Origin of the sequence: Achromobacter sp. PD1 (assembly GCF_048541815.1) — a bacterium.
Lineage (GTDB): Bacteria > Pseudomonadota > Gammaproteobacteria > Burkholderiales > Burkholderiaceae_B > Achromobacter > Achromobacter bronchisepticus_A.
This window is the reverse complement of record NZ_CP183349.1, coordinates 3708413-3721403: the sequence shown is the minus strand read 5'-3', so window position 1 is coordinate 3721403 and position 12991 is coordinate 3708413. Positions and strand designations below refer to the sequence as shown.

Annotated in this window: 15 protein-coding genes; 10 read left to right on the top strand and 5 right to left on the bottom strand. The window is 68.2% G+C overall.

What is annotated here, in order from left to right; translation table 11 throughout:
• Positions 1-41 precede the first annotated feature (41 nt).
• Genes bioD through ACM1PE_RS17625 form a run of 3 tightly spaced genes read right to left on the bottom strand, consistent with a single transcriptional unit; the run spans position 42 to position 3345 of the window.
• Complete coding sequence (bioD, locus tag ACM1PE_RS17635; protein ID WP_306636645.1) at positions 42-1478, bottom strand: dethiobiotin synthase; 1437 nt, start codon at positions 1476-1478, stop codon at positions 42-44.
• Entirely contained in the window at positions 1475-2131 is a 657-nt protein-coding gene (locus ACM1PE_RS17630) for an alpha/beta fold hydrolase (protein ID WP_419340608.1), read from the bottom strand. Before ACM1PE_RS17630 ends, bioD begins: the two co-directional genes overlap by 4 nt.
• Before the next feature lie 26 nt (positions 2132-2157).
• Positions 2158-3345, bottom strand: coding sequence for an 8-amino-7-oxononanoate synthase (locus ACM1PE_RS17625; protein WP_059372449.1), 1188 nt, complete (start codon positions 3343-3345; stop codon positions 2158-2160).
• Positions 3346-3495: 150 nt separating this feature from the next.
• Here ACM1PE_RS17625 and ACM1PE_RS17620 point away from each other — a divergent pair, with 150 nt between their 5' ends.
• The 10 genes from ACM1PE_RS17620 to ACM1PE_RS17575 all read left to right on the top strand — a co-directional run bounded on the left by ACM1PE_RS17620 (position 3496) and on the right by ACM1PE_RS17575 (position 11543).
• Entirely contained in the window at positions 3496-4764 is a 1269-nt protein-coding gene (locus ACM1PE_RS17620; RefSeq protein WP_059372451.1) for an adenosylmethionine--8-amino-7-oxononanoate transaminase, read from the top strand.
• Positions 4765-4862: 98 nt separating this feature from the next.
• A complete protein-coding gene (locus tag ACM1PE_RS17615) occupies positions 4863-5837 on the top strand; it encodes a hypothetical protein (protein ID WP_059372454.1) in 975 nt (324 codons plus the stop codon).
• A complete protein-coding gene (ccoS, locus tag ACM1PE_RS17610; RefSeq protein WP_042794347.1) occupies positions 5834-5995 on the top strand; it encodes a cbb3-type cytochrome oxidase assembly protein CcoS in 162 nt (53 codons plus the stop codon). The genes ACM1PE_RS17615 and ccoS overlap by 4 nt, the downstream gene beginning before the upstream one ends.
• A 149-nt stretch (positions 5996-6144) precedes the next feature.
• The gene (ccoN, locus tag ACM1PE_RS17605) at positions 6145-7632 is read left to right on the top strand and encodes a cytochrome-c oxidase, cbb3-type subunit I (RefSeq protein WP_059372455.1); all 1488 of its coding nucleotides are present in this window, start codon (positions 6145-6147) and stop codon (positions 7630-7632) included.
• 10 nt (positions 7633-7642) lie between these two features.
• On the top strand, positions 7643-8368 hold the full coding sequence (ccoO, locus tag ACM1PE_RS17600; protein ID WP_059372459.1) for a cytochrome-c oxidase, cbb3-type subunit II: 726 nt from the start codon (positions 7643-7645) through the stop codon (positions 8366-8368).
• Positions 8369-8370: 2 nt separating this feature from the next.
• Entirely contained in the window at positions 8371-8547 is a 177-nt protein-coding gene (locus ACM1PE_RS17595) for a cbb3-type cytochrome oxidase subunit 3 (protein WP_054452859.1), read from the top strand.
• Entirely contained in the window at positions 8544-9494 is a 951-nt protein-coding gene (ccoP, locus tag ACM1PE_RS17590; RefSeq protein WP_059372462.1) for a cytochrome-c oxidase, cbb3-type subunit III, read from the top strand. Before ACM1PE_RS17595 ends, ccoP begins: the two co-directional genes overlap by 4 nt.
• Positions 9495-9570: 76 nt before the next feature.
• Positions 9571-11061 (top strand): cytochrome c oxidase accessory protein CcoG, encoded by a 1491-nt coding sequence (gene ccoG / locus ACM1PE_RS17585; RefSeq protein ID WP_280016792.1) that lies wholly within the window; start codon positions 9571-9573, stop codon positions 11059-11061.
• 20 nt (positions 11062-11081) lie between these two features.
• Positions 11082-11291: a FixH family protein gene (locus ACM1PE_RS17580; protein ID WP_059372466.1), complete on the top strand. Its 210-nt coding sequence runs from the start codon at positions 11082-11084 to the stop codon at positions 11289-11291.
• Positions 11292-11306: 15 nt separating this feature from the next.
• Positions 11307-11543: a hypothetical protein gene (locus tag ACM1PE_RS17575; protein WP_059372469.1), complete on the top strand. Its 237-nt coding sequence runs from the start codon at positions 11307-11309 to the stop codon at positions 11541-11543.
• A gap of 47 nt (positions 11544-11590) precedes the next feature.
• Here ACM1PE_RS17575 and ACM1PE_RS17570 read toward each other — a convergent pair whose 3' ends face one another.
• Entirely contained in the window at positions 11591-11932 is a 342-nt protein-coding gene (locus ACM1PE_RS17570) for a zinc ribbon domain-containing protein YjdM (RefSeq protein WP_059372471.1), read from the bottom strand.
• 109 nt (positions 11933-12041) lie between these two features.
• The gene (locus ACM1PE_RS17565; protein WP_280016793.1) at positions 12042-12974 is read right to left on the bottom strand and encodes a LysR family transcriptional regulator; all 933 of its coding nucleotides are present in this window, start codon (positions 12972-12974) and stop codon (positions 12042-12044) included.
• Positions 12975-12991: the final 17 nt, after the last annotated feature.

The window sequence follows — 12991 nt, the reverse complement described above, 5'->3', positions numbered from 1 at the left end:
ACGGCCCCGGAAATCACGCCATCCGCGGCCGGGCCGGGATCTCAACTGGCGACCGCGGGCGCGCCGCCCAGCGCCTCCAGGCATTCCGCCAGCGGAGGAATGGCGCTGGCCAGCGCCTGGACGGTTTGCGCGTCAACCTTGGCCAAGGGCGGAATCTCGGCCAGCACGCGCACGTCGCCAAAGCGTTCGATGGCTTCCTTGTTGCCCGCCGAGAGCGGCCCGCTCATGATCACGCCCAGCACCGGAATGCCGCGGCGCTTGAGGGCCTCAAGGCTGAGCAGGGTGTGGTTGATGGTGCCCAGTCCGCTGCGGGCGGCCAGCACCACCGGCATGTCCAGCCGCGCAATCAAGTCGATCATCATGTGGGTGTCGTCGATCGGCACGTAGAGGCCGCCCGCGCCTTCCACCACCAGCGGCGCCTGCGTGGCCGGCGGGACGATGCTGGTGGCGTCGACGATGGCGTCTTCCAGCGTGGCCGCGGCCCAGGGCGACAGCGGCGCCTGCAGCACGTAGGCCGGCAGGTGCAGGCGTTCGGGCGGCAGCCCGGCCAGTTGCGCCACGGTTTCGGTGTCGCCGGGTTCTTCGGCCACGCCCGTCTGCACGGGCTTCCAATAGTCGGCGTTCCAGGCGCGCGCCAGGATCGCGGACACCAGGGTCTTGCCGATGCCGGTGTCAGTGCCGGTCACGAAGACGCCGGCGGGGGACTGGTTTGATTTTTTCCACATACCGTAGGCCAGGTGATAGGTCACCCCGGCTCCTTGTTCGTCAAACGCCGCCAGCACCCGCCGCAGTTGCGCTGCGCCCAGTGGCGCGCGTCCAGGAGCGGGCGTGGTGGCGCCTATGCCTTTCAGGGCGCGCAGGAAATGCAGCCCGTCAGGATGATTTTGTATCAGCCGTTCGCTGCGCACGCCACCCGCCAGATTGCCCCTGTCCGGATGGATGGCGGCGGCGGCCGGATAGCGCGGCGTGGCGGGGGCAAGCCCCGCCGCGGCATGCGCGGCCTGCCACTCGTGGAAGGTGCCGTCCGCCAGCGTCGCCACCGCCAGGCAGCCGCCCGGCGCGAGCAGCGCGGCCAGCCGGCCCAGCCCGGCGTTGAGGTCGGAGAACCATTGCACCGCCAGGCTGGAGCAGATCAGGTCGTAGCCGCCTTCGAGTCCGGCGGGATGCTCGCCGTCCAGCAATTGGTAGCGGGCCCGGCCAGGCAGTGAGGGGCCGCGCTGCGCGGCCGCGAGCATGCCGGGGGCGATGTCGGTGACGGTCCAGTCGGCGGGACCGATGCGGCGCGCCAGCGCCTGGGTCAGCAGGCCGGTGCCGCAACCGATTTCCAGGATGCGGGGGCGGCGCGGCAGGGGCAGCAGGGCGATATCGCCGGCCAGCCGCTCGGCAGCCAGCCGCTGGACGGACGCGTGGTCTTCATAGGCGGGTGCGGCGGCGCCAAAGCGCGCGCCGATGCCGGCGTTGCGGAGGGCTTGCGTCATGCGGCGCGCGCCAGGCCGTCAATGAAGGCGCGGATGCGCTCCGCGCACCAGTGCGCGTCCGACACTGGCAGCAGGTGGCCGCCGCGTGTCCGCATATGGATCTCCGCGCCGGCCCCGCCGGCAAAGACCGCCTGCGTCATGGCCTGAGGCACGATGGGGTCGTCGGCGCCAGCCAGGACCAGCAGCGGCACGGGCAGCGCCGCCAGGGCCTCGCGCCGGTCTTCGTCGCGCAGGACTTCCAGGTCGCGCGTCAGCGGCGCAAGTTGCGGGTCGCCGAAATCGGTCGCGTCGCCGCAGCGCTGGCGGAAGTCGCGCAGCACCGCCGCGGCGTCAGCGGACAGGCGCCGGGACATGCGTTCCAGCACGCGCGGCGCCACGCCGGCCTCGAAGCCGGGGCCGGCCGCGAAGCGGGCGAAGCCGTTGATCGACACCAGGCCGAGGCAGTCTTGCGGCTGTCCGCGCAAGAGGCGCAGCAGGCCCAGCGAATGGCCAATGGCGATCACCGGGCCGGCCAAGACCGGCTCCTGCGCCGGCCCGAAATAGCCCGCGTCGAAGACGGCTTGCGGCCAGTCTTCGAGTTCAGCGCGCAGCGGCGCCCAGACCGAAGCGTCGAAGGCCCAGCCGTGTACGAACAGCAGGGTGGGGCGGGGCATGCCGGCTTGCATGGAGACGGCGGTCATCACGCCAGCGCGGCGGCGAAACCGTCGATCAGGCGCGCCACGTCCACATCGCGGTGCGCCGCGCTCAGGGTGACGCGCAGGCGGCTGGTGCCGACGGGGACGGTGGGCGGGCGGATCGCCACGGCCAGCAGGCCGCGCTGCTCCAGCCCCGAGGCCAGTTCCAGGGCGCGGGCTTCGTCGCCCACGATGGCCGGCACGATCTGGGTGGACGAAGCCCCCGTGTCCAGCCCCATGCCGCGCAGCGCGGCGCGCAGATTGTCGCCCGCAGCCGCCAGGCGGGCGCGTTCGGCGTCCAGCGTGGGCACCAGGTCCAGCGCCGCGTCCATGGCGCCCAGCACCGCGGGCGGCAGCGCCGTGGTGTAGATGAAGCCCGAGCAGGCGTTGATCAGGTAGTCGCACAGCGCGCGCGAACCGGCGACGTAGGCGCCGAATCCGCCCAGCGCCTTGCTGAACGTGCCCATGGCCAGGTCGATGCGGCCGGGCGCCAGCCCTGCCAGCCCCATGCCGCGCGGACCCAGCACGCCGGTGGCGTGCGCTTCGTCCAGGTAGACGAAGGCGCGGTAACGGTCGGCCAGGGTTGCCAGCCGTTCCACGTCGGTCCGGTCGCCGTCCATGCTGAATACGCTTTCGGTGACGATGAATCGCGACACGGGCTGGCCGGCCGCGCTCTCCGCCTTGGCGGCCAGCAGGCTTTCCAGATGAGCCAGGTCGTTGTGCCGGAAGCGGATCTGCTTCACGCCCGCCGCCTGGCAACCATGGTGCAGGCTGGCGTGGTTGAGCTTGTCGGCATACAGCTCGACCTCGCCCTGGCTGGCGGCCGCGCGCAGCAGGGCGGGCAGTACGGCGGCGTTGGCCTGCCAGCCCGAGGCCAGCAGCAGCGCGGCCTCGGTGCCTTTCAGCCGGGCCAGCTTGGCTTCCACCTGTTCGTGCAGGTCCAGATTGCCGGTCACCAGGCGCGACGCCTGGGCGCCCGCGCCGTGGCGGGCCGCCCATTCGCGCGAGCGCTCGACCAGCAGCGGATGCCGCGACAGGCCGAGGTAATCGTTGCTGGAGAAGTTCAGGACCGGCTCGCCCTCGAGGACGAGGCGTCCCGGAGCGGCGGCGGAGGCCGTGCGCAGGCGGCGGCGCACGCGGCGCGCTTGCGCGCGCGCCAGTTCGGAGGAGAAAAGCGGATCCAGCTTGGACATCTATATTTCCTGCAGCGGCCGGGCAGGGGGGGGAGGCCGCGCCAGGCCGTAGAATGCGGGCCATTGTAGTGGAGGCGGGCGTGGCCCTTGTTCCGGCCGGATGCGCCGGGCGGCCCCCCGGGGCGCGCCGCCGGTATCGAGAGGTGAATCATGTACACGCCCGACTGGGTGGCCCAGGGCCAGCCCCATATCTGGCTACCCTATGCCCAAATGAAGACGGCCACGCCGCCGCTGCCCGTGGTGCGCAGCCATGGCAGCCGGCTTGAACTGGCCGACGGCCGCAGCCTGATCGATGGCGTCGCGTCCTGGTGGACGGCCTGCCATGGGTACAACCACCCGCACATCGCCCAGGCCGTGCGCGCGCAGCTGGACGCCATGCCGCACGTCATGTTCGGCGGGCTGACCCATGAGCCGGCGCTGACCCTGGCGCGCCGGCTGGCCGCCATGCTGGGGCCGGGACTGGACCGCGTCTTCTACACCGATTCCGGCTCGGTGGCGGTGGAAGTCGCCATGAAGATGGCGCTGCAGTTCTGGCTGAACCAGGGAGAACGCGGCCGCGGCCGTTTCCTGGCGTTCCGCGGCGGCTATCACGGCGACACCTTCGGCACCATGGCAGTGTGCGATCCGGACGAGGGCATGCACAGCCTGTACCGCGGCATGCTGGCCGAACACGACATCGTCGACCTGCCGCGCAGCGAGGCCGAACTGGCCGCGCTGGAGGCGCACCTGGAAGTCCATGCTTCCCGGCTGGCCGGCATCCTGGTCGAGCCGCTGGTGCAGGGCGCGGGCGGCATGCTGCTGCACGACCCGGAAGTGCTGCGCCGTCTGCGCCGCCTGGCCGACCGCCACGGCCTGCTGCTGATCTTCGACGAGATCTTCACCGGCTTCGGCCGCACCGGCACGATGTTCGCCTTCGAGCAGGCCGGCATCCGCCCGGACATCGTGACCTTGTCCAAGGCGCTGACCGGCGGCACCTTGCCGCTGGCCGCCACGGTGGCCAGCAGCCGGGTGTTCGAGGCCTTCTGGTCCGATGACCCCTCGCACGCGCTGATGCACGGCCCCACCTTCATGGGCAACGCGCTGGCCTGCGCCGCGGCCAACGCCTCGCTGGATCTCTTCGAGACTGAACCGCGGCTGGCGCAGGCGCAATCGATCTCCGCGAGCCTGGCCGCGGGCCTGGAACCGTGCCGCGAGCTGCCCTGGGTGCGCGACGTGCGCGTGCTGGGCGCGATCGGCGTGGTCGAGCTGGACGGCATCGCCGACCGCGAGGGCCTGAAGCGGCGCCTGGTCGACGCCGGCGTGTGGGTGCGGCCGTTCGGCAATGTGGTCTACCTGACGCCGGCGCTGACCATCGCCGAGGACGATCTCGCCAGCCTGATGCGGGCGGTGGTCGAGGTGCTGCGCCGCCAGCGCCCCTGAGCCGGATCGCGTCCGGCCCGCGTGGCCGGGGCAAACCCGCCGGACCTGCCTTGATCCAGATCAAGGCAGCTTTGTAACGCGCTGGGTAACATCGGCGCATGCGAGCAAAATCGATCTTCGCCGTCCCGGCCGCCCTGTCCGACGCCGACCGCCAGCAGCGCCGCCATGCGCTGGTGCGCCTGTCGCTGGCGTGGCTGGCCATGATGCAGGTGATGATGTTCGCCTGGCCCGGCTACCTGCGGCATGAAAGCATGCCGGCCGATGCGCTGGAAACGCTGGACTGGGCCATCGTGCTGATGAACTGGGCCAGCTTCGCGCTGACCGTGCCCGTGGTGGTCTATTCGGCCTGGCCGATCTGGCGCCACGCGGGCGACAACCTGCGCCATGGCCGCGCCGGCATGGACGTGCCGGTGGCCCTGGGCATCGTCGCCGCCTTCATCCCCAGCGTCCACGCCACCTACACGGGGCGCGGCGAGGTCTACTTCGATTCGGTCACGATGTTCGTGGCCTTCCTGCTGACCGCGCGCTATCTGGAGCTGTGCGCCCGCCAGTCCTTCGGCGGCGCGGCAGGCGGCTTGCGCCACGAGCGCGTGGAGGCGCAGCGCCTGGAGCTGGGCGCGCGCGCCGACCGGCTGGCCTCGCGCTTCGTCATGGTCCAGGTCGCGTTGGCGCTGGCCGCCGCGGCCGCCTGGGCCTACATCGATGCGGCGCACAGCATTCCGGTGATGGTGGCGTTGCTGGTGATGAGCTGTCCCTGCGCCATGTCGATGGCGGTGCCCACCGCCATGGCCTCCGCCCATTCGGCGCTGGCCGCCCATCCCAATATGTCCGACGCGGCGCTGGACGAGTTGCTGGGCGAGGCGCGGCGCCGCGCTCGCCAGAACCTGTACGGATCGGTGGTCTGGCACCTGCTGATGACCCCGCTGGCGCTGGTTGGCTGGGTCACGCCGTGGCTGGCCGCGATCACCATGCTGGTGTCCTCGCTGGCGGTCGCCTACAACTCGTGGCGCTTGTGCCGCCGCGACTGGGCCGGCGCGCCGGCGCCCGCCGCCGCGCTGGAAACGGCGCAATGACCATCCTCTATCTGCTTCTGCCCCTGTCCCTGCTGTTCGTGCTGGCCATCGGGGTGTCGCTGTGGTGGGCCGTTTTCAACGGCCAGTACGACGACACCGATGACGCCGGCCGCGCCATCCTGCTCGACGACGACAGCGGACCCGCCAGCCGCGGCTGAGCGGCGCGTTTGATTTCGCGCCTGGACCCGTTGCGCCGGCGCCGCGTTCCCCACCGTGTAACCAGATGCTTGATCCAGATCAACGCTGCCTTGTTTGACTAGTCCCATCATTGCAGCCTGGAGCTATCTGTAACTTTAGGGGAAGGGCGATGAACGATTGCGCCGCAATCGCAAGCAAGGCCGACACCTTCAACTACAAGATCGTGAGGCAATTCGCGCTCATGACGGTAGTGTGGGGCATCGTCGGCATGGCTGTGGGCGTTTTTCTCGCTGCGCAGCTTATCTGGCCGCAGCTGAACTTTGACACCGCATGGCTGAGCTATGGCCGCCTGCGCCCGCTGCACACCAACGCGGTGATCTTCGCGTTCGGCGGCAGCGCGTTGTTTACGACGTCGTACTACGTGGTCCAGCGCACCTGTCAGGCGCGCCTGTTCTGCGGCCCGCTGGCCGCGTTCACGTTCTGGGGCTGGCAGATCGTCATCGTCGCCGCCGCCATCACCTTGCCCATGGGTTTCACCAGCAGCAAGGAATACGCCGAACTCGAATGGCCCATCGACATCCTGATCACCCTGGTCTGGGTGGCTTACGCCATCGTGTTCTTCGGCACCATCGTCAAGCGCCGTTCCAAGCACATCTACGTGGCCAACTGGTTCTTCGGCTCGTACATCCTGACCATCGCCATCCTGCACATCTTCAATAACATCGAAATGCCGGTGTCGATGTGGAAGTCCTACTCCGCCTACTCGGGCGTGCAGGACGCCATGGTGCAGTGGTGGTACGGCCATAACGCCGTGGGCTTCTTCCTGACCACCAGCTTCCTGGGCATGATGTATTACTTCGTGCCCAAGCAGGCCGGCCGTCCCATCTATTCCTACCGCCTGTCCATCGTCCACTTCTGGGCGCTGGCCTTCACCTACATGTGGGCGGGCCCGCACCACCTGCTGTACACCTCGCTGCCCGACTGGACCCAGTCGCTGGGCATGACCTTCTCGCTGATCCTGCTGGCGCCGTCCTGGGGCGGCATGATCAACGGCATCATGACGCTGCAGGGCGCCTGGTACAAACTGCGCACCGATCCGATCCTGAAGTTCATGGTGACGGCCCTGTCGTTCTACGGCATGTCGACCTTCGAAGGCTCGATGATGTCGATCCGCACGGTCAACGCGCTGTCGCACTACACGGACTGGACCATCGGCCACGTGCACTCCGGCGCGCTGGGCTGGGTCGCCATGATCTCCTTCGGTTCGCTCTACTACTTGATCCCGCGTCTCTACGGCCGCGAGAAGATGTACAGCGTCAAGGCCATTGAACTGCACTTCTGGATCGCGACCATCGGCGTGGTGCTGTACATCGCCGCCATGTGGATCGCCGGCGTGCAGCAGGGCCTGATGTGGCGCGACACCGCCAGCGACGGCACCCTGGTCTACAGCTTCGTCGAGGAACTGAAGACGCGCGTCCCGTACTACCTGATCCGTTTGCTGGGCGGCACCTTGTTCCTGTCGGGTGTGTTCGTCATGGCCTGGAACGTGTGGATGACGGTGCGCGGCGCGCAGCCGGTCAATCCCGCGATTCCGCAAGACGATCCCCATGCCGCTCGCCAGCCGGTCCCCGTGACCGCCGCGCCGGCCACCGTTTGACGAGGACATCATGGCCAACCATAAATCTGGTTTCTTTTCCCACCAGACGCTCGAGAAGAACATCGGCTGGATGATCATCGCCAGCATCCTGGTGGTGTCCTTCGCGGGCCTGGTCCAGATCGTGCCGCTGTTCTTCCAGCACAGCACGACCCAGCCCATCGCGGGCGTGGAACCCTACAGCCCGCTGCGCCTGATGGGCCGCGACGTCTACATCCGCGAAGGCTGCGTCGGCTGCCATTCGCAGCAGGTGCGGGTGCTGGCGGCCGAAGTGCAGCGCTACGGCCCGTACTCGGTGGCCTCGGAATCGGTCTTCGACCATCCCTTCCTGTGGGGCTCCAAGCGCACCGGTCCCGATCTGGCGCGCGTGGGCGAACGCTATTCGGATGACTGGCACCGCATCCACCTGCGCGACCCGCGCAAGGTGGTGCCGGAATCCAACATGCCCGCCTATCCCTGGCTGGAAAAGACGGTCATCACCGGCGAGAACGTGAGCGACCGCATGCGCGCCCTGCGCACGCTGGGCGTGCCCTACACCGACGAGGAAATCGCCGCGGCGCCCAAGGCCATCGAAGGCAAGACCGAGGAAGACGCGCTGGTCGCCTACCTGCAAGGGTTGGGCGTGGGCGTGCGCAAGGCCGAGCAGGCCAGGAAGGCGGAAGAGGCCAAGAAGGCCGCCGCGCAACCCGCGGCACAGCCCGCGACCCAAGCCGCCGCGCCCGCGGCCGCGGGAGGCTGACCATGCTGGGCTATCTGAGCGCAGTCGTCACCGCCATTTCGATGGCAACTTTCTTCGGCATCGTCTGGTGGGCCTGCTCGCGCGGCCGCCAGAGCGCCAACCGCGAATCGGCCATGCTGCCGTTCGCACTGCCCGATGAGTTCGGACAGGGACAACAAGATGGAGCGAATCGGTCATGAGCGATTTCGTTAATGGCTTCTGGGGATATTTCATCTCGATCGTCGCGGTGGGCGGCGTGGTCTGGTGCGTGTGGCTGCTGTACACGCAGCGCCGCTGGCTCAGCACCAAGCCGGCCAACGGCAAGGTCGAGGACACGGGCCACGTCTGGGACGGCGACCTGACCGAGCTGAACAACCCGGTGCCGGGCTGGTGGACCTGGATGTACCTGCTGGCCTGCGCCTTCGCGCTGGGCTACCTGTTCTTCATGCCGGGCCTGGGTGAGTACAAGGGCCAACTGGGCTACAGCAGCACCGAGGAAGTGGCCAGGCAGCAGGCCAAGATGGCCGAAGCCGTGCGTCCGATCTACGCGCGCTTCGAAACCATGGACATTCCGCAGATCGCCCAGGATCCGGGCGCCCGCGAAATCGGCCAGCGCCTGTTCCTGAACACCTGCGCGCAATGCCATGGCTCGGACGCCAAGGGCGGCCCCAGCTTTCCCAACCTGGCCGACGGCGACTGGCTGCACGGCGGCTCGCCTGAAGCCATCACGCAGACCATCACGCAGGGCCGCGTGGGCGTGATGCCGCCCTGGAAGGCCGCGATCGACGCCAAGACGGCGGCCGACATCGCCCAGTACGTGCGTTCGCTGTCGGGCCTCACGGCAGATCCGGTCCGCGTGTTCCGCGGCAAGCGCGAGTTCGCCAACTACTGCGTGGCCTGTCACGGCGTCGACGGCAAGGGCAACCAGGCGCTGGGCGCGCCCAACCTGACGGACGATGTCTGGCTCTACGGCAGCTCGGAAGCCACCATCGTCAAGACCATCCTGGATGGCCGCGACAACCGCATGCCGGCGCATGGCGACATCCTGACGCCGGAGCAGATCAAGATCCTGACGGCCTGGGTCTGGGGCTTGTCGAACAAGCCCGAAGCGACGGCAGGCGCCGCGCCGGGCACGGTAACGAAGTAAAGGCTTTACAGCGCGTTTTTGGGGGCCGCGCCTGGCGTGGCCCCCATATCACTGGACATACAGCAGGGAGCAGGAAATGGAAGATGGGTCAGCCGCAAGGACCGGCAATTCGCCTGACGGTGACCCGCCGCCCTGGCGGCCGCACGTAAAGCCGCCGCGCCCCGGGACGGAAACCCTGGAGCAGACGCTGGCGGGCGTGCGCAGCAAGATCTACCCCCGGTCCGTCAGCGGCATCTTCGCCCGCTGGCGCATCGCATTCGTCTTTCTCACCCAGCTGATTTTCTATGGCCTGCCCTGGCTGCAATGGAACGGCCGCCAGGCCGTGCTGTTCGACCTGGGCGCGCGCAAGTTCTATCTCTTCGGCCTGGTGCTGTGGCCGCAGGACGTGGTCTACCTGGCGGTGCTGCTGGTGATTTCGGCGCTGGCGCTGTTCCTGTTCACCGCGGTGGCGGGGCGGCTGTTCTGCGGCTACGCCTGTCCGCAGACCGTCTATACCGAAATCTTCATGTGGATCGAGCGCAAGGTCGAAGGCGACCGCGTCGCGCGCATCCGCCTGGACGAATCGCCCTGGACCTGGCGCAAGGCGCGCCTGAAGATCACCAAGCATTTCCTGTGGATCGCGCTGGCCTGGTGGACGGGTTCCACCTTCATCGGCTACTTCGCGCCCATCCGCGAACTGGGCCATGAGCTGTTCGCGCTGCAACTCGGCCCCTGGCAGTGGTTCTGGATGCTGTTCTACGGCTTCGCCACCTGGGGCAACGCCGGCTTCATGCGCGAATCCGTGTGCAAGTACATGTGCCCCTACGCGCGCTTCCAGAGCGTGATGGTGGACCCCGACACCTTCGTGGTCACCTACGACAAGCGCCGCGGCGATCCGCGCGGCGGCCGCTCGCGCAAGGTGGACCACAAGGCCGCCGGGCTGGGCGATTGCGTCGATTGCAGCCTGTGCGTGCAGGTCTGTCCGACCGGCATCGATATCCGCGACGGCCTGCAGTACATGTGCATAGGCTGCGGCGCCTGTATCGATGCCTGCGAACAGGTCATGGACAAGATGCAGTACGAGCCCGGCCTGATCCGCTATACCTCGGAACGCGCCATGCTGGACGGCTTGTCCGCCAAGAGCGCGCGCTCCCATCTGCTGCGCCCGCGCGTGCTGATCTACGGCACGCTGATCCTGGCGCTGGCCATCGCCTTCGTCGCATCGCTGGCCATGCGCAACCCCCTGCGGGTGGACGTGATCCGCGACCGCGGCGCGCTGGGGCGCGAAGTGGCCGGCGGCATGATCGAAAACGTGTACCGCCTGCAGATCATCAATACCTCCGACCAGCCGATGCGCCTGCAGCTCTCGGCCGACGGCATGCCCGGCCTGAAGGTGATGACCGGACAGCAAGGTTCGGACACCGTCGACGTCGAGGCCGCGGCCAACAAGCTGGTGCCCATGGTCATCCGCGCGCCGGCCGGCGCCGAGCCCGGCGCCCATGCCATCACGCTGCGCGCGCGCGGCCAGGACGGCGAGAGCCGTGCGGTCGAGACCGACGAGCCCGCCAGCTTCTACGTACCCGACTGAATACTGAAAAGGACAAGCCCATGACCGCCGCCCAACCCGCCAAGACCGCCAAGCCCTGGTATCGCGAGCCCTGGCCCTGGATCCTGATGGCCGGCCCGTTCGCGGCCATGATAGGCTGCTTCGTCACGATCTATTTCGCTTTCACCAATTTCAGCAACCAGCCGATCCAGGAGGGCGTGGTCAAGCGCGGCCTGGTCATCGAGCAGGCGGCGCCCAGCGCCAATCCGTAACCGGGGAGAACACAGATGGGCTTGCGATCGTTGATGTGGATCCTGTGGCCGTCCTTCATGGCGGCCGCGGCGGGGAGCGCGCTGATCTTCGCCCTGATCGATCCCCTGGACGTGGCGATCTTCGGGCATGTGCCCACCGGGCGCACCGGTTTCTACACGGTGGCTTTCTTCGTGCTGTGGGTGATGGCGGGGCTGTCCAGCACGCTGACCGCGTACCTGATGCCCAAGGCCGAGGAGCCCGAGGACCTGTAGCCAGGGCGCGGCGCTGCCGCAGCCCCGGGGCCGTCGCAGGCGGCGGCTTATACCTTCTTCACAAACTCCGACTTCAGGCTCATCGCCCCGAAGCCGTCGATCTTGCAATCGATGTCGTGGTCGCCATCGACCAGGCGGATGCCCTTGACCTTGGTGCCCATCTTGACCACGCCGCCGGAACCCTTGAGTTTCAGGTCCTTGATGACGGTGACGGTGTCGCCGTCCTGCAGCACATTGCCGGCCGAATCGCGGTAGACGCGGGCGGCTTCATCGGCAGATTCCGCGGCCTGCGCCGGCCATTCATGCGCGCATTCCGGGCAGACGTACAGGGCGCCGTCTTCATAGGTGTATTCGGACTGGCATTTGGGACAGGCGGGCAGTGCGCTCACGTGTGGACCTCAGTGTAAAAAACGCGCGATGCGCAACACGCGATTGTACTGCGCCGCATGCTGTTTTCTCCTGCGCCGCGGGCGTTTTCCCCCTTTGCATTGCGCGCTCTCAAGCCGCTGCGTCGCCGTGCAGCAAGCCCACGAAATGCCTAGCCGCGGCGCTCAGCGGCCGGTCGCGCGGCACGATGCTGCCGAAGGCCGTCAGGCTCTGCCGGATCTGGTAGGGCAGTATCGCCAGGAGACCATGCGCCGCATAGCGGCTGGCCACCGATTCCGGAATCACGCCCAGCATCGTGGACTTCATCGCCAGGTTGGTCGTGGTCAGGATGGAGGCCGATTCGATCAGGCCCTTGGGCGTGGCGGCATCGTGCGAGCGGAACTCCTGTTCGATGACGTCGCGCATCGGACTGCCATGCGGCTGCAATACCCAGGGATAGGCCAGCATGGCCTCGAAGCTCACGCGCTTGCGGCCGGCCAGCGGATGGTCCACCGCCGCGATCACGGACAGCGCTTCATCGCCGATGGGGCGGAACACGTACTGGCTGTCCGACGGCGTCAGCATGCGGCCGATCACCACGTCCAGCTTGCCTTCGTTCATGCGGCCCATCAGCAGGTCGCTGGTGCCGGTGGAAATCTCCACCGCGAGCAGCGGGTAAGTCTCTTTCAGGCGCAGCAGGGCGTCGGTCAGGTGGCCGGGCGAAGCCGCCATGATGCTGCCGATGAACAGCTTGCCCGCGCTGCCCAGGCGCAGCTCCTCCAGTTCGCGCGCCAGCGACGAGACCGTGCCGCGCATGCCCCGGAAGTACCCCATCACGCATTCGCCCGCCGCGGTCAGCGCAAGGCCCCGGCCGACCCGTCCGTACAGCGGCTGGCCGATGGCCAGTTCCAGTTCATGCAGCATCTTGCTGGCTGCGGACTGGGTCATGTTGAGCTGGTTGGCGGCGGCGCGCAGCGTGCCGCGCTCCTCGATCGCCAGCAGCAGGACGATCTGCCGCATGCGCAGCCGGGCCAGCAGGGCAGGGACGTGGATCGCGCGTTCCATGATTGATCGCCTCAGGT